The organism is Pseudoalteromonas sp. (assembly GCF_018402495.1).
Classification (GTDB): Bacteria; Pseudomonadota; Gammaproteobacteria; order Enterobacterales; family Alteromonadaceae; genus Pseudoalteromonas.
The window spans coordinates 800526-815293 of record NZ_JAGYIU010000001.1 but is presented as its reverse complement, the minus strand read 5'-3'; the positions used below and the strand labels follow the sequence as shown (position 1 = coordinate 815293).

14 protein-coding genes and 2 pseudogenes are annotated in these 14768 nt (G+C 38.8%); 6 read left to right on the top strand and 10 right to left on the bottom strand.

Annotated features, from left to right (window positions below):
• Window positions 1-41 precede the first annotated feature (41 nt).
• From KG708_RS03695 to KG708_RS03685, 3 genes are read right to left on the bottom strand one after another with little or no spacing between them, the layout of a single operon-like run.
• Complete coding sequence (locus KG708_RS03695) at window positions 42-476, bottom strand: acyl-CoA thioesterase (protein ID WP_008114650.1); 435 nt, start codon at window positions 474-476, stop codon at window positions 42-44.
• A 5-nt stretch (window positions 477-481) separates the two neighbouring features.
• Window positions 482-1300 carry a M23 family metallopeptidase gene (locus KG708_RS03690; RefSeq protein WP_213608158.1) on the bottom strand — a complete coding sequence of 273 codons (819 nt, stop codon included), beginning with the start codon at window positions 1298-1300 and terminating at the stop codon, window positions 482-484.
• The gene (locus tag KG708_RS03685) at window positions 1293-2150 is read right to left on the bottom strand and encodes a 6-carboxytetrahydropterin synthase (protein WP_213608157.1); all 858 of its coding nucleotides are present in this window, start codon (window positions 2148-2150) and stop codon (window positions 1293-1295) included. The genes KG708_RS03690 and KG708_RS03685 overlap by 8 nt, the downstream gene beginning before the upstream one ends.
• A 195-nt stretch (window positions 2151-2345) precedes the next feature.
• Here KG708_RS03685 and fabA point away from each other — a divergent pair, with 195 nt between their 5' ends.
• The gene (gene fabA, locus KG708_RS03680; protein ID WP_008114654.1) at window positions 2346-2861 is read left to right on the top strand and encodes a bifunctional 3-hydroxydecanoyl-ACP dehydratase/trans-2-decenoyl-ACP isomerase; all 516 of its coding nucleotides are present in this window, start codon (window positions 2346-2348) and stop codon (window positions 2859-2861) included.
• A gap of 63 nt (window positions 2862-2924) precedes the next feature.
• On the opposite strand, the gene rmf is transcribed toward fabA, so the two are convergent.
• Window positions 2925-3095 carry a ribosome modulation factor gene (gene rmf, locus KG708_RS03675; protein ID WP_008114656.1) on the bottom strand — a complete coding sequence of 57 codons (171 nt, stop codon included), beginning with the start codon at window positions 3093-3095 and terminating at the stop codon, window positions 2925-2927.
• A 374-nt stretch (window positions 3096-3469) separates the two neighbouring features.
• Between rmf and KG708_RS03670 the strand changes: the two genes are divergently transcribed.
• From KG708_RS03670 to KG708_RS03660, 3 genes are all read left to right on the top strand, one after another.
• Window positions 3470-4111 carry a TetR/AcrR family transcriptional regulator gene (locus KG708_RS03670; protein WP_213608156.1) on the top strand — a complete coding sequence of 214 codons (642 nt, stop codon included), beginning with the start codon at window positions 3470-3472 and terminating at the stop codon, window positions 4109-4111.
• A 309-nt stretch (window positions 4112-4420) separates the two neighbouring features.
• Window positions 4421-5413 (top strand): MDR family oxidoreductase, encoded by a 993-nt coding sequence (locus KG708_RS03665; protein ID WP_213608155.1) that lies wholly within the window; start codon window positions 4421-4423, stop codon window positions 5411-5413.
• Between the two features lie 72 nt (window positions 5414-5485).
• Complete coding sequence (locus tag KG708_RS03660) at window positions 5486-5902, top strand: VF530 family DNA-binding protein (protein ID WP_008114664.1); 417 nt, start codon at window positions 5486-5488, stop codon at window positions 5900-5902.
• A 63-nt stretch (window positions 5903-5965) separates the two neighbouring features.
• Here KG708_RS03660 and KG708_RS03655 read toward each other — a convergent pair whose 3' ends face one another.
• Window positions 5966-6397, bottom strand: a complete 432-nt coding sequence (locus KG708_RS03655) for a DUF3859 domain-containing protein (protein ID WP_013464918.1) — start codon at window positions 6395-6397, stop codon at window positions 5966-5968.
• 58 nt (window positions 6398-6455) lie between these two features.
• Window positions 6456-8273: a phosphotransferase gene (locus KG708_RS03650; RefSeq protein WP_213608154.1), complete on the bottom strand. Its 1818-nt coding sequence runs from the start codon at window positions 8271-8273 to the stop codon at window positions 6456-6458.
• Between the two features lie 236 nt (window positions 8274-8509).
• Here KG708_RS03650 and KG708_RS03645 point away from each other — a divergent pair, with 236 nt between their 5' ends.
• Window positions 8510-10027 carry a leucyl aminopeptidase family protein gene (locus KG708_RS03645; protein ID WP_213608153.1) on the top strand — a complete coding sequence of 506 codons (1518 nt, stop codon included), beginning with the start codon at window positions 8510-8512 and terminating at the stop codon, window positions 10025-10027.
• A 182-nt stretch (window positions 10028-10209) separates the two neighbouring features.
• Complete coding sequence (locus KG708_RS03640) at window positions 10210-11757, top strand: methyl-accepting chemotaxis protein (protein ID WP_213608152.1); 1548 nt, start codon at window positions 10210-10212, stop codon at window positions 11755-11757.
• Window positions 11758-11799: 42 nt separating this feature from the next.
• On the opposite strand, the pseudogene KG708_RS03635 reads toward KG708_RS03640, so the two are convergent.
• The 4 genes and pseudogenes from KG708_RS03635 to KG708_RS03625 all read right to left on the bottom strand — a co-directional run bounded on the left by KG708_RS03635 (window position 11800) and on the right by KG708_RS03625 (window position 14727).
• A pseudogene (locus tag KG708_RS03635) lies at window positions 11800-12347 on the bottom strand (cytochrome b).
• A 254-nt stretch (window positions 12348-12601) separates the two neighbouring features.
• A complete protein-coding gene (locus KG708_RS03630) occupies window positions 12602-13192 on the bottom strand; it encodes a porin family protein (RefSeq protein ID WP_213608151.1) in 591 nt (196 codons plus the stop codon).
• A gap of 482 nt (window positions 13193-13674) precedes the next feature.
• Window positions 13675-14078: pseudogene (locus KG708_RS17470) on the bottom strand (transposase); the annotation flags it as partial.
• A gap of 334 nt (window positions 14079-14412) precedes the next feature.
• Window positions 14413-14727 carry a hypothetical protein gene (locus KG708_RS03625; RefSeq protein WP_213608150.1) on the bottom strand — a complete coding sequence of 105 codons (315 nt, stop codon included), beginning with the start codon at window positions 14725-14727 and terminating at the stop codon, window positions 14413-14415.
• Window positions 14728-14768: the final 41 nt, after the last annotated feature.

The following is a 14768-nucleotide window of genomic DNA, read 5'->3' as shown; positions in this document are numbered from 1 at the left end:
AAGCACCAAACTAGGTGCTTATATTAATTTACTATTTCGCGTTATAACTCAAAGCCATGTAGCATTTTATCGCATACTACCGGTGTTGGTCTGTGGTTATCATCCACGGCAACAAAGGTAAAACTACCCGTAATAGCAGAATGCTTATTATCTTTGTGCATGGTTTCTAAGAATATTTCCACATCCACTTTTAAACTCGTATTCCCTACATGCGACACTTTTGAGATTAATTCGGCAAATGAACCTGCCGGAATAGCCTCTTTAAAATCTACCCTATCAGATGAAATAGTCACTAATGGCTTACGGCAAAAACGGGTAGCTGCTATAAAAGCAACCTCATCCATCCACGCTAATGCATCACCACCAAATAGCGTATTGTGATGATTAGTACGCCCAGGAAATACCGCTTTTGTAACCGATGTGGTCGAATCTTTTATACGCTGCGCAATAATTGCTTCGCGCTCTACTTGAGTCATAATCTCTACTTTTTGTTTGCTAATGTGTCTTGCATCAATAATGCAGGGTCAAGGCGTTCACCTTGCCAATTAAATCGCCAATCTAAATGTGGGCCAGTTACACGGCCTGTCGCCCCTATTTCAGCCACTTTCATACCTTGTGTAATTTCATCCCCCACTTTTACATCTAGCTTGCTTAGATGAATGTAAGTCGAGGTAACACCGTGGCCATGATCTAAAATTAATGTACCACCTGAGTAATATAAATCTGGTTCAGCAAATACCACGGTACCGCTGATCGGCGCATACACAGGAGAGCCTGTTTTATTTGCTATGTCTAAACCAAAGTGTGGTCTGCGTGGTTCACCATTAAAGTAACGCTGGCTTCCATAAACACCTGAAATACGGCCCTCGGCAGGCCTGAGCACAGGCTGTAAAAAGTACTCTAGGTCAGAGTTAACAGCGCGCGCTTTTCTTACCGCGACCGCTTCACGGCTAATACGTTCACTGACCGCTTTTGGTGGCGATACATATTTTTTTGCAACACCGGTTATTTTATCGATGTTGTAGTCACGAAGGGTTATAACTAAATCTTGGCTGTGGCTTTTTCCACTTTTATCAACCCATGATAAAGTGTGGTTTGGTTTTGCATCACGACCAAAACCAAATACAAATAAGCCAGTATCAGATAGCTTTAATGGCTTACCATTTAAGCTAACCGATTTTACGTTCTTTAATTGCCCTGTAACCAAGCCGCCTTGAGTTAAATGCCCTTTTAGTTCAACTGCCAAAGCACTAAAACTAAATGATGCGATTAACGCTGACACTAATAAGGATTTAAGCATAACTAATTGACCCCTTACCAACGCCTTCATAAGCGGTAATTTTTACGTCTTTTTCTGGATGCTGCAGTTTTACTTGGCCGGCAATATACTCAGCAATACATTCTACTGTGGTATCTATTGGTAAAATGTCGCAACGCGATTCGCTAATAGCCATTTCAAAATATCCTTGCGTGGCCGTATATGCAAAACACACGTCATCCTCTTTGGCGATAATATGCTTTAATTCAGAGGCGCTGATTTGATCTTCGCTGGTAGCTAAGTAAATATCTTGCCATTTATCAGCCCACTGTTTTTGTAAACGAGGCATAGAGATACCGCCAAGGCTTATACCTATTTGTGAACGATGGCCATGAATAATACGCTGGCAATTACCATCATGCTTTTTAAGGCCATGGCTGTAGTGGTAGTAAAAACTTTGGTTGTGCTCAGGCTTTAATGCCAGTTCAATTTTTTCAATATTATCAGGAAGCTGTGGCAGTATTGTGGCAACTAAATACGCTGTAACCGACTCAATGGTTATCTTATCGGTATCTATCAGGCAAAAAGCTTGATGAGGCGCACTCATTGCAAGGTGCTTATTCTCACCAAATGTACAATCTAATGTTTTATGATCAGCAAATTCATTAATACTACCGTTTATGTTATTTGGAACAGCTAAACGGTGATCAATACACTCATCAATAATGCCTTTTATTTGCTTTTTAACTAAACCAAAGTCTAACACCATAGACTCTTCGTTTAGCTTGCCATGTAAAGTCAAATCAACAATCCAACTTTCGCCAACTGCACCGCGTTTATTGCATAAGTAAGAAAAATCAATCACAGTGAGTGAGTTAACAAAAAGGGTCATAAATTTCCTTTAAACTGATTAAAAGTCAGCCCTAATTATAATGATTTCTGTTAGTAATTGCGCGGTTTAATCATACTAAAATCAGTTGCATTGACTGATTGGCTATATTTAAACCATTTTTTAACTGCTCCGAGTTGTTTAGCGTACAAGTGTACGCTAGAGTACGGGGTAATTTCTAAGCAAAGATAAAGTGTTATGGAACCTAAAAATAGCTATACAAAAGAAGATTTGATCCTTTGTGGTCAAGGTGAAATGTTTGGTGAAGGCAATTGTCGTTTACCAAGTGACAACATGTTAATGATGGATCGTATCATCTCTATCACCGATGATGGTGGTGAGCACGGTAAAGGCCAAATTATTGCTGAGCTAGATATTGACCCTAGCCTTTGGTTTTTTGACTGTCATTTTAAAGGCGACCCCGTTATGCCAGGTTGTTTGGGTTTAGATGCCATGTGGCAACTAGTTGGCTTTTTCTTAGGCTGGTCTGGTGGCCCTGGTCTAGGCCGCGCATTAGGTGTAGGCGAAGTAAAATTTACTGGCCAAATCCTACCAACGGCAAAAAAAGTAACTTACCGTCTTGATATGAAACGCGTTATTAAACGTAAGTTGTTTATGGGTATGGCTGATGGCACTGTCGAAGTAGACGGCCGCGTTATATACGAAGCAAAAGATTTAAAAGTGGGCTTATTCCAAGACACTAGCGCGTTTTAATTTTAACGCACGCAACAAAAAAGCCTCTAACTAGAGGCTTTTTTGCTTAAATTCGTTGTTAGTTTATGTTTTATACATATTGCGATTTTCTATTGCCTCGCGCCAACCACCAAGCCACTCAGACTTAGGATCAACTTGTTGATAAGGGCAGTGCTCTTTTGAGCGACCAGCTAAACCAGCTTTAAAACCTTGAGAATGAGCTCTTTCTAAACGATCTCTTTTCTGTCTCTTCATCGGTAAAATCCTCACCTTTATATTTATATTTTTGTAGCATTAAGTTCATCTACATTTAATAAATAGCCAACAAAAATGTTTAATTCAAATACAAAATACAATTAATTTGTTTGACTTTAACTAAGCTGCTGATGCAATGATAAATTAATTTAAAAATAATTTTATTGCCCTCACTTAGTCAACCTTAACCTATTTAACTTTATTAAAATGTTCCGATACATCGGTTCAAAAACACTTAAGTGTCATATTTGTGACTAACAATATACTCTTAAGTTCCCAATTAATTTGTAATCGAAAAATGAACGGGATAGCTGTTTTAAAAACATTCCAAATAAAGGCTTGATTAATTAAAACCGATCGGTCTAATATAAAGCATGAACAAAACACCAGCAATTACAAATCGACGCGGGCGTCCACCCAAAATAGCCAGAGACAACGCAGATACAAAAGCGTTGCTCATTCGCGTGGGTTTAGAAACCTTAACCGAGTTTGGCTTTAGTGCCACAGGGCTAGACACCATATTAAAAAAAGCAAAAGTACCAAAAGGCTCCTTTTATCATTACTTTAAAAGTAAAGAAGCCTATGGCTTGGCGCTTGTTGATGCCTACGACGATTTTTTTATAAATAAACTTAAGTTTTACCTAGAGCAATCTGAAGTCCCCGCACTTGAGCGCATTGTTAATTTCACACAAAGCGCAATTGCTGGAATGCAAAAGTATGATTACAAACACGGGTGCTTGGTGGGTAACTTAAATCAAGAACTTAATCATTTAAGTGACGATTTTAAAACCCGTTTAATGCAAAGCTACATAGCTTGGCAACAACAATTAAAACGATGTTTAGATTTAGCCCAGCAGCAACAAACTATTAATCCACACATTAATACCGAACAAATGAGTGAATATTTTTGGGTGGGTTGGGAAGGCGCAGTAATGCGAGCTAAACTAACCCAATCAAGTAAGCCACTTACTTTATACACAGAAATGTTTTTACGCGCATTACTTAGGGTCTGTTGATCTTTCAAGGTTAAATTTGCAGCAGTCAGTTTGGTATTTAGGCAAGGCAGAGCCTATGTGGTGTGGTTATTCCCCATAAATAGGCGATAACGCAGCATCAATGCCAAACAGGCGCTGCCCTTTGGGTTCTGCCTAGGGGCGATTTACTCTTTGTTGCTCGGTTTTGACTTAGCCCACTAAGTTACAAACCTCGCGCCGCAATTAAACCGCCCCTAGTTTGAACAAATTTTAATCTACCAAGGTCATCAGACCCTTGTTAATGCATTTTTTACTATTGATTTAAAGACGATCGGTCTAAAAGGAAATCTAATGAGCAATTCTATCAAAGCTATTGTTATAGATAAGCAAGACGAGAACTACACTGCAGCCCTGAGCACTATAAACAGTGACGATCTGCCAAACGAAAATGTATTAATTGATGTGCTTTACAGTACCTTAAATTATAAAGATGGTTTAGCAATTACGGGTAAAGGCCCAGTTGTACGTAGCTTTCCTATGGTTCCGGGGATTGATTTAGTGGGAACAGTTACCAGCAGCGACAGTGCTGAATTTAAAAGTGGCGACAACGTTATATTAAATGGTTTTGGTGTTGGCGAAAAACACTGGGGTGGCTTATCTCAAAAAGCGGCACTGAGCAGTGATTGGTTAATTCCCCTACCCGCTAACTTATCACCTAAACAAGCTATGCAAATTGGTACTGCCGGTTATACGGCAATGCTCAGTGTTATTGCACTAGAAAAGCAAGGCGTTACTCCCGAGTCAGGTGAAATTTTAGTGACCGGTGCTAATGGTGGCGTAGGCAGTTTTGCTATTTATTTACTAAGCCAGCTAGGTTATCAAGTCACCGCTGCAACGGGTCGTATTGGGCAAGCTGACTATTTAAAATCATTAGGTGCAACAAACGTAATTGATAGAAATGAGTTTTCTAACCCAGGTAAACCTCTGCAAAAAGAACGCTTTGCTGCAGCTATTGATTCTGTGGGTAGTCACACACTTACAAATATTTGTGCTTCACTTAAATATGGGGGTGTCGTTACTGCTTGTGGTTTAGCACAAGGTATGGACTTACCGGCCTCTGTGGCACCGTTTATTTTACGTGGTATATCTTTAATGGGTATTGATAGCGTTATGCGCCCTAAAGCAGATCGTGTTGAAGCATGGGATCGTTTAGCTTCATTAGTTAATGCCGATTACTTGGATAAAATTTCAACTGAAATAAATCTTGATCAAGTCATTGAAAGCGCCGAGCAACTAATGCAAGGCCAAATTCGTGGTCGTGTAGTGGTTAATTGTCAAAGTTAAGCATTTTTGCTACTAAACTCTCGTTATTAAATTTATAATGTTCGCTGATTTTTTAATAACGAGAGAACACCTATGAGCAACCAAGAACTTTTCAGTAATAACCCACTGCAAGGCGTTAAATTAGAGCAAGTGGTTGAAGAACTGGTTGAACAATATGGGTGGGAACTCCTACATGCCTACTTACAACTCAACTGCTTTAAAAATAATCCTGATATTAAGTCTGCGGTTAAGTTTTTACGTAAAACCGAGTGGGCACAGCAAAAAGTAGATAATTTCTATTTGTACCGCCTTAAAAACTTACCACGCCCAGATGACGTGCAATACGAATTGCCACCCCGCGACCGTATTATCCCTGAAGGTGATAAGCCAGGTGAGCCATGCGAATTAAGCTTTTCTGATGCAAAACGTATTCAAGAAAAAAAAGCAGCAAAACAACGTGCGCGTACCCGTAAGCAACGTTCAAATTCAAGTAACCCGTGGGGTAACTAATACGTATTTTAGGCAAGAGTTAACATTAAACGTTAGCTCTTGCGTTACTGCAAACTGTAGTAATTAATAACCGCGGTATTTCCAAAAGTCGTCTTCAGTTTTAGTTTTTTCATTAATAAGATTAAATGTTTTATCCGCAATGACTTTCCCCGCTAAAGATAGGGTCATACGCCAGTCACCTATTTTATCCTCAATAGGCTCCCATACCGTATCGCCTAAATAAAACGACCAGTCGTTATCTTTAACATATACAGTGCCCTCAAAAGGCAGCATCACTTCGCCATTGGTATCTATAATACCTGGGTGGTAAATACAGAAATGTAGTTTTTCGCCTTTGGCTTTTTTAATATTAACTATCAGACCAAATTCTACATCAAGTTCTGCTTTGACTTGCGTAGTGAATTGAGTAATTTGCGGTAATGATTTACTGTCTTTGTCCCAGTGACTATATATGCCGAAACTTTGTAATGTAATTTGTGGTTTAGATTTTGCCATTGAACTTTCTATTTTTGTACTTTCAATTTTTAAACCACCAGCTTAAGCGAGCGGTTTATTAATTAAGTAGTTGCTTTGGATTTTTAGGGTAATAATTGCTGGGTTGTTGTTCACATAAACTAAATTCACGAGTATTTTTATAAGGTAACTTCATAAAGCCAGCCACCCCCACGTCGGTAATATTTACCGCGTATTGCATAAGCTTATTTAGTAAACGTTTAAATTCTACTTCTTTGCTGGCATCAAGTAATCTGTAGTAATGGTGAATTTTCATCCTATCTGGCAACGCTTCAAAAATGATACAGCCGGTATGATGTATCTGATTTAGCTCAAATACACATTTAATGACTTTTTTAGGCAGTTGCAGTTGCTCATCGGGGTCTTTACCATCTTCAAAATATGAATGCGGACGCGTCACATCGCTGGCTTTTACATTAACCACTTCATAATCAAGCTCTGGTAATTGATTAAATTTAAACGCACCGGTGCCATCACGTTCTAACTGAATTGTTTTGCGGGCATCAAATAAACAACACTTAAATAAGCCTTTTTGACTAATAGCCTGGGCAAGCATCACCGTGTTATTAACCGCATCAGTAAACGCGGTTGCGAGGGTCTCGTCATGCATAATGAGTGACGATTCAACATACAAAGATTCATCTTTCCAATGAAAGCTGAGCCCTCCTACTACAGGATATTTAGCTAAACGGCTAATAGAGGCTAAAAACGCTTTTTCAGTATCCCCTGTATCAAATAAAAACTCTTTATAATACCTATCTAACTGAGCATCGTTTACATCGAGTAATTGCTGTTTATGGTCGGCTTGGCGTAAAAATTGTTTTCTAGAGCTATAAACTACGGTTTCGGGTTCGGGGTCTTGGCTAAACCAAAAAGGAATTGCCGCTTTAGTTTCAGCCTTTGGTAGTTGTGGTAAATACGCTTTTGCCATGGTTTCTATGTTACGCATAAAATAGTCACCCGCTTTGTCTCTAACCAACCGTTCTTTTGAAAGCATGCCATCAATAACGTTTGCCAGCTCCTTAGGTAACATTAAACTACTGGCCGGTATAGCCTGAGCACCAAATCGGCAAGACTGCGCTGAGGCAAGTGCATATAGCGTTGATGCAACCCCCTGCTCATCAAAACGAGGAGATGACTTTTCACCCGACATTTGCGCATCACCTATAAAATAAACATCACCCATTCGTGCGTTAGTGGTACTTAAATCGCCGGACATTAAATCCATAAAATTACTGGCAATTGGGTTTCCCTGTTCATCTACTTGGGCATATACTGAACTCCCCCAGTCAACCAATGAAAGCTGCTTTTCATTTTCATCCCACACCAAGTTAGAAGGTTTAATATCACCATGTACAATAGGCTGCGGGCTTAAACCATTTTTATGACGACGTAAATCAAGTAACACATTTCTTAATTTAACCGCTAAGCTCATTATTTTTGCGGCTGGTAAGCGCCCTTGCTTTAGTGACACTTTTTCAAGGTCTTCACCAATGGCGCGCGCCATCATCAAAATACCTTGCTTTTTTATTCGCTCAAAGCCATAAAATGTTGGCACTAAGGGATTTTTGATTTGCGAAAGCATATATGCTTCATCTTCAAGGCGATCACGTACACTTTGCGCGAGCGTAATTCTAGAAAACTTAAACACCCAAGGCAGGCCATGTTCATCATCCCCTGCAAATACAAACCCAAATGCCCCTGAGCCAATCATTTCTACCTTTTTATACCCAAGCAAAGTGAGCTGTTTAATACAAATATTAAGCCATTGGCGGTGTTTTTTTGCATCACGGTGTGACAGCAAATAAACAGACTGCTCTTCGTTAATATAAAAATTACGAATTTCTTTAGCTTTCAATGTATGTACTCTAAGTTATTTAAAATAAGTATTGTCTTGTTAAATAGTAACGTGCAGATTGGTTTAATTAAACCTTCAAAATAACAATACATTGATAAACTTCATAAGCTGTTAAATTATTTTTAAGTAATGATTTAGACATATATCGCTGTAATTTGCGCATTCACCGTATCCTACTTAACCCCAGTAGGCCAAATAAGGTAAAACACACCTTTATATTATTCTTAGGTTAAAAAATGAAACGTATTATAAAAGCCTCTTCAATCGCGCTTGCTCTGAGTATGTGCATGAATGCCCAAGCCGCAGACTTTAATTTTTCTTCTAAAGTAGACAACAACGCAAATACCCTCGTTGTATTTTACAGCCAAGATGGTAAAAACAGCCAATTTAAATCGCTCAATAAGCAGTTAGATGGGCAGCTACAGCGTGTTATTGATATAGAAAACTTTACAGGCGATTACGCCAAAGTGGCACAACTTATTGCGCCAAGTAAAAGTAACTACAGCCGCGTTTTAATTGTAGGTACAGGTATAAGTAAGGAGTTTGATAAAGCTAAAGCAGCAAAGTTAGGCGGCAATATTCACGCTAAATTAATTGCCGCTAAAGTAGATACAGCCAGTGTAGCTTTTGACGATGTAATCGGTGTAAGTAACAATGCATTACTTGCTGCTAACTTTGCCCATGGCGCCAACTTACGTGATCACCGTTTTGAAAAGTATAAACAAAATCCAAATACCCAAACAGTGAGTTATACATTTGATGTAACTAACACTAAACAAACTAAAGCAAACTATAAACAATTAGAAAGCATTCAGGCTGGCGTATTCTTAGCAAGAGACTTAACGACTGAAGTAGCCACAGAAATGACCCCTATTGAGTTTGTTAATGCCGCAAAAGAATTAACATCGCTTGGCATAAAAATTACTGTTCTTGAACCAGAACAAATCAAAAAATTAGGCATGGGCGCACTAGAAGCTGTGGGCAGAGGAAGTAAGCAAGGCTCTAGACTACTCATTGCACATTATGAAGGCTCAAGTGATGCGCCAATAGCTTTAGTCGGAAAAGGAATCACATTTGATTCGGGTGGTTACAGTATAAAAACCGGCTCTTCAATTGCTCGAATGAAATCTGACATGGCTGGGGCAGCCGCCGTACTTGGTACCATAAAAGCAATGGCCCTAACAAAAGCAGACAAGAATGTAGTTGGCGTAATGGCAATGGCTGCCAACATGGTATCTGAATTTTCTGTTGCACCAGGTGATGTATTACGCACTGCAGAAGGGTTAAGTGTAGAAGTAGTTAATACAGATGCCGAAGGCCGCTTAGTATTAAGTGATGCTATGTGGTATGCGCGTGAATATTATAAACCAGAGATCATGGTTGATATAGCCACACTCACAGGGGCAAAAGTACGTGCCTTAGGGAACGAGTATGCTGCAATTATCTCAGACGATGACACGCTTGTAACGCAGTTAACCTATGCTGGTAAACAAGTAAACGAAAACCTATGGCGTTTACCATTAGGCTATAAAGACACTTTAAAGTCTGATATTGCCGATTTAAGTAATGTCGGTTCAAGCGGTCCGGGTGCAACAACAGCTGCAAGCTTTTTAGAAAGCTTTGCAGGAGACACACGATGGGTTCATATTGACATGGCTGGCAACGCATTAATAACTCAAGGTAAAGATGAGTTATCACCTGGCGGAACTGGCTTTGGTGTACGTTTATTTAGTGAATGGCTTTTAGCTAACTAACTTTTTAATAGTTATCAATAGCGCCAAAGTAGGTTTACTACTTTGGCGCTTTTTGTATGTAAAGCAGTTTAATAGAGCTCAATACATCACTATTAATAAATCCTTAAAAGTGTGTTTATTATTTGATTTTGTTTGATTTATAGTCAAAGATAGAAGGAACAATTAGTAACGAGGTCAAAGGAATGAAAATAACCTACCTGCTCTATAGCATTTTTTATTTAAGCATTTGTTTTCTTTTCTATTTTGAACAGCTCTCCACCATTGCTGCAGCTATTATAGTGCTGTTATCTGCAATTTTTTATATAAAACCAGCAAAACCTGAATCAGCAAATAATAATGCATCATTAGGTGCCGTGCAGTCGTTCAATAACAAAATTGCACAAAACATTACCAAAGCCACCTCAAAAAATGCCATGGGCGCAGCTGAAGTATCATTTTATGTTGATAGCTTATCTAAAGAAATAGACGCTTGTTATAACGAGAGTGAAACTGTCGGGCGTGCCACACACGAGCTTTCACAAAGTAGTACTGAACTCAGTGACAACATGACCACTATTAATCAAGCAATGGTACAAACAGCGCAAGCCTCAAGCTCTGCCGATAGCCGCTTACAAACGGCCACCAGCCAAATTGATTCGTTATCAGGCTCTATAGATAAAGTGGCCCAGCAATTAGATTTATTATTAAAAAGTGCCAGTGATATACAAAGCATTACCCAAGTTATTCAAAACATTGCAGAGCAAACCAACCTACTTGCTTTAAATGCTGCCATAGAGGCCGCTCGCGCAGGTGAGCAAGGTCGTGGTTTTGCGGTTGTTGCCGACGAAGTGCGTAACCTTGCAAATAAAACCAATGAAGCAACCAAACAAATTGCTGACATGCTCACAGACATTAACGCCAACAGTATAAAAACCAATGAAGATATGAAGCAGGTTTCACAGCAAAGTATTTCTGTAAAATCAGAGCTAGAAAACGTGACTCAATCCTTTTTAACGATTAACCAAGATATTGGTGCCTCATCTACCGCGCTTGATAGTATGCATCAGTCTGTTTCGGCATTTCAGCACGCAACCACCCAAATAAATAGTTCAGTCACTAGCATCAGTAGTTTACTAGGCGAAGTTACTAAAAAAAGCAGTACAATTTCTCAGCAAGCGTCTTCTTTATCGCTGGGATCAGAATCAATATTTAGAGAGCTTGAAAACATAGAGTATGACGCATTCTTTAAACCAATCCTGATATCGGCTAAACAAGCCAGTAAAGCAATTGGCGAATGTTTTGAGGGTTGGATCCAAAGCGGAAAAATAACCCAGCAACAACTTTTTTCGCAAAACTATAAACCCATCGAAAATACCAATCCAACCAAGTACACAACCGATTACGATAAACTGACAGATCAATCATTGCCCGCTATTCAAGAACCAATACTGGAAAATAAAGACATTATTTTTGCAGGAGCCGTTGATACAAAGGGCTACTTTCCTACTCATAACAAACGCTTTAGCCAAACCCTAACCGGCAACTTTGAAAAAGATTTAGTAAACAACCGCACTAAACGTATTTTTAATGACCCGACAGGAATTCGCTGTGGTAGCCACACCGAAAGCTTTTTATTACAAACCTATAAACGTGATACCGGTGAAATACTGCATGACCTCTCGGTGCCAATTTATGTAAACGGTAAACATTGGGGCGGGTTTAGAATAGGGTTTAAGAGTACTAAACATTAAAAAAGGGAGACTGTGTCTCCCCTTTTACTGTTAACTTTTTTACTATTTAGGCAAACGCATTCGCGATAGCGTATTATCAGCCAAAATGTAATGATGAAATAATGCAGCCGCCGCATGTAAGCCTATTACGTAATAACCCACTTCGCCCGCAGTTTCGTGTATTTCTTTAATGGTTTTATCGAGCTCTTTGTTTTCACTTGCCAATGGAGGCAGCTCTAAACCAAAAAATGGCACAGGTTTACCTGCCATACTTAATATTAACTAACCCGCAATTGGCATAGCAAACATAAACACATACAGCGCAAGGTGTACAAATTTAGCTAACTTATCTTGCCACTTTGCAGGCTCAGGGTGTATGGCTGGTACCGAGCCGCCCACTATACGGGCAACTATCCTCACGCTGATTAAAGCTATCACCGATAAACCCAACATAAAATGCCACATTTTAAAGGCATCACGGGTTTCAGTGCCTTTATCAAATAATTCACGTAACTCTATACTGCCGTAAACAGTGACTATTAAATAAACATAAGCCAGTGCAAGGCTATAGAGAGTGTATTGTAATGAGTCGTTGTGTTTTTAAAATTCATAAGGCCTCTTTTAGTGAACAAACGCATCGAGTAAAGTGCTTACTTATGCGTATGAGTACATGTTTAAAGGTTAACCCTTAATCACTCACTCTTTAATGATATGAAACATAAAATGAGTTACTAAGTCAGATGAATAGTTTAATGATTCTGGAATTTAAGATTAGTTACAATAACTGAGCAAACTTAAAATAACCTTAAATAGTAGGCAAAAAAAACGGCAACCTTAAGTTACCGTTTTAAACAATTAACGTGTTTTAAAAGTAATAAACAGCAGCAATTGAAAGAACATCAAGGTCGTCAGAGTTTGAATAACCAATGCTTGCAGCAAACTGCTCGGTAAAATTATATACCGCAGCAACGTTAAGCGCAGTTTCTGATGAATCATCTATATTGATGTATTTTATAGCGCCTTTTAGTTCAATATCAGCTGTAACCATTGAACGAACACCTGCTTCAAGGCCATAACCGTTGTCACCAGTAGATAAGCTATTACCTAAATACGAAGATTCAAGTTCTATATCTTCATAAGAAACAATACCAAAAAAATCAGTATTTTGTGTTAACTCATAACGATAACCAAAGCCGATTGATAACATGTCTAAATCTAAATCGACTTTTTCCGATTCATAAATAGTTATATCATCCGAAGAATTTGAATAACTGCCAGTAACAAAGAAATCATCTGAAATTAGTTTAGATGCCGACAAACCAAAGCCTGAAAAAGTTTCGCCATCTAAATCCACTGATTGGTAACTAATAGCAGCACTATCCCAACGTGGTGACTCTTCAGCCTGAGCTAATCCAGAACAAACTAACAACGTTGAAATAATAAGTGTTTTTTTCATTTTTTCTATATCCTTGATTTGAGTCTTAGAGTAATCTTTCCAGACTCATAAGATGAAATTTGTATTTTTTATTTAAATTTAACGAACGCGTAATGATTCGTACCTAATTATCACACATTTTGCTTTGCTATTGTATTAATTTACAAACTACTATTTGTAAAACATTACCCTATAGTTTTTTTATGATGGGTATATTTATTTAGTGGGATAAAACTAGACAGCCACTTTATTATAACAAACATAACTGTGCTACTAAATTTGCCATAAAGGTTCTGGATTAATCTTTTTTTGCTGAGTCACTTTTATTTTGTCCCCTAAATTTGAGTATTAATAAAATAATTGAGCAAGCTTAAGATAACCTTAAGTAATAGGCATAAAAAAACGGTAACCTAAAGTAATTGAAGTTACCGTTTTAAAAGTTAAATCTCAGCATAAAAATGCTTGCTTTATGCAGATAAATTACATATTTGATTGATTAGGATTTATGCTAGTAATTTTTCGCAGTTACTCATATTTGCTCGCTGCTTCCTTCCTAGATTTTCACAATAGCTTTCATGTGAAGAAGGCCTACCGACTGCACCATGCAACACACGCGTAGATTGTGTCGTCAATTTCAGTCAGTTCTCAGGGCTAATATTGACTCGCTCTAGTAAAGGAAGGTATATATTGTCAATGTGACTCCGCTTGTCTTCTCTTATAATACGGCCTGTTAATTCAACGAGTTCAAGGTAGGATTTAAGTTCAAAAGGTAGGATTTAAGCTCAAAAGGTAGGCCTTTTGGCATGATTTAGCGTGGTAAGCCTGCAAAACGTAATAAACTTTTAGGGTGCTTGCCTGTTGCTGAACTTTCTAATCGCTTTTTCACACTGGTATGATTTGATTCTTCGTGAAACCAATGGGTGACCCCTGTAGTTCTCTATACCCAGTTCTTTTGCCCTGCTGTGCATGGAGCACAATGACGATGTTTCCAGCATTCGGATTAGGGCTCTCCTGATACATTCTATCTCGCCAAGCCTGCAAATCGCCGGAGGTAGCACCGCTAGGATCTGAAACCCAACTCCCGTCATCTCTCACAATTTTTGCCATTCCGTACCTCTAAGATGATGATATTGGCGTAGTAGCTTTCGTTATAACGCTTTGCTAATGGGCAGCCGAAACGCAGTGTAGGCTGTCCCGTGGAGGCCACACTGTTTGTGGCCGGAACGAAATTTAGCAACTTGTTATACGTTTTTGCATTTACTTTCTTCATGGCTGCCACTTAACTTTAATTGGATGTCTTTAACCAAAGGCTTTGCATTAGCAAGTGCAACATAAACCTCAGCAACCATCATTGGGCCAGCACAATAATCAACGTCTAACGTTACCAGTGAAAATTTTAGTTGTTTCAGCTTGCTCTCTAGTTCTGCTGAGTTCAGCTCTTCATCCGAGCTGTTGATTGAATAGCTGGTTTCCTTTACAAAAATTGTGACCGACTCATCGGCAAGCACTTTGCCACTAATTGCCAAAAGAAATACTAAAACCAGAATGTAACGCATGAATCCCTCCAAAACGTATAGCGCTCAAAGCAGGCGTACGT

Bases quoted from the DNA above. Each gene is read 5' to 3' on its own strand.
- KG708_RS03640 (WP_213608152.1), top strand. From the start codon at position 10,210: ATGAAAATAACCTACCTGCTCTATAGCATTTTTTATTTAAGCATTTGT.
- KG708_RS03665 (WP_213608155.1), top strand. From the start codon at position 4,421: ATGAGCAATTCTATCAAAGCTATTGTTATAGATAAGCAAGACGAGAAC.
- KG708_RS03630 (WP_213608151.1), bottom strand. From the start codon at position 13,192: ATGAAAAAAACACTTATTATTTCAACGTTGTTAGTTTGTTCTGGATTA.
- KG708_RS03645 (WP_213608153.1), top strand. From the start codon at position 8,510: ATGAAACGTATTATAAAAGCCTCTTCAATCGCGCTTGCTCTGAGTATG.
- KG708_RS03670 (WP_213608156.1), top strand. From the start codon at position 3,470: ATGAACAAAACACCAGCAATTACAAATCGACGCGGGCGTCCACCCAAA.
- fabA (WP_008114654.1), top strand. From the start codon at position 2,346: ATGGAACCTAAAAATAGCTATACAAAAGAAGATTTGATCCTTTGTGGT.
- KG708_RS03695 (WP_008114650.1), bottom strand. From the start codon at position 476: ATGACTCAAGTAGAGCGCGAAGCAATTATTGCGCAGCGTATAAAAGAT.
- KG708_RS03690 (WP_213608158.1), bottom strand. From the start codon at position 1,300: ATGCTTAAATCCTTATTAGTGTCAGCGTTAATCGCATCATTTAGTTTT.
- KG708_RS03660 (WP_008114664.1), top strand. From the start codon at position 5,486: ATGAGCAACCAAGAACTTTTCAGTAATAACCCACTGCAAGGCGTTAAA.
- KG708_RS03685 (WP_213608157.1), bottom strand. From the start codon at position 2,150: ATGACCCTTTTTGTTAACTCACTCACTGTGATTGATTTTTCTTACTTA.
- rmf (WP_008114656.1), bottom strand. From the start codon at position 3,095: ATGAAGAGACAGAAAAGAGATCGTTTAGAAAGAGCTCATTCTCAAGGT.
- KG708_RS03625 (WP_213608150.1), bottom strand. From the start codon at position 14,727: ATGCGTTACATTCTGGTTTTAGTATTTCTTTTGGCAATTAGTGGCAAA.
- KG708_RS03655 (WP_013464918.1), bottom strand. From the start codon at position 6,397: ATGGCAAAATCTAAACCACAAATTACATTACAAAGTTTCGGCATATAT.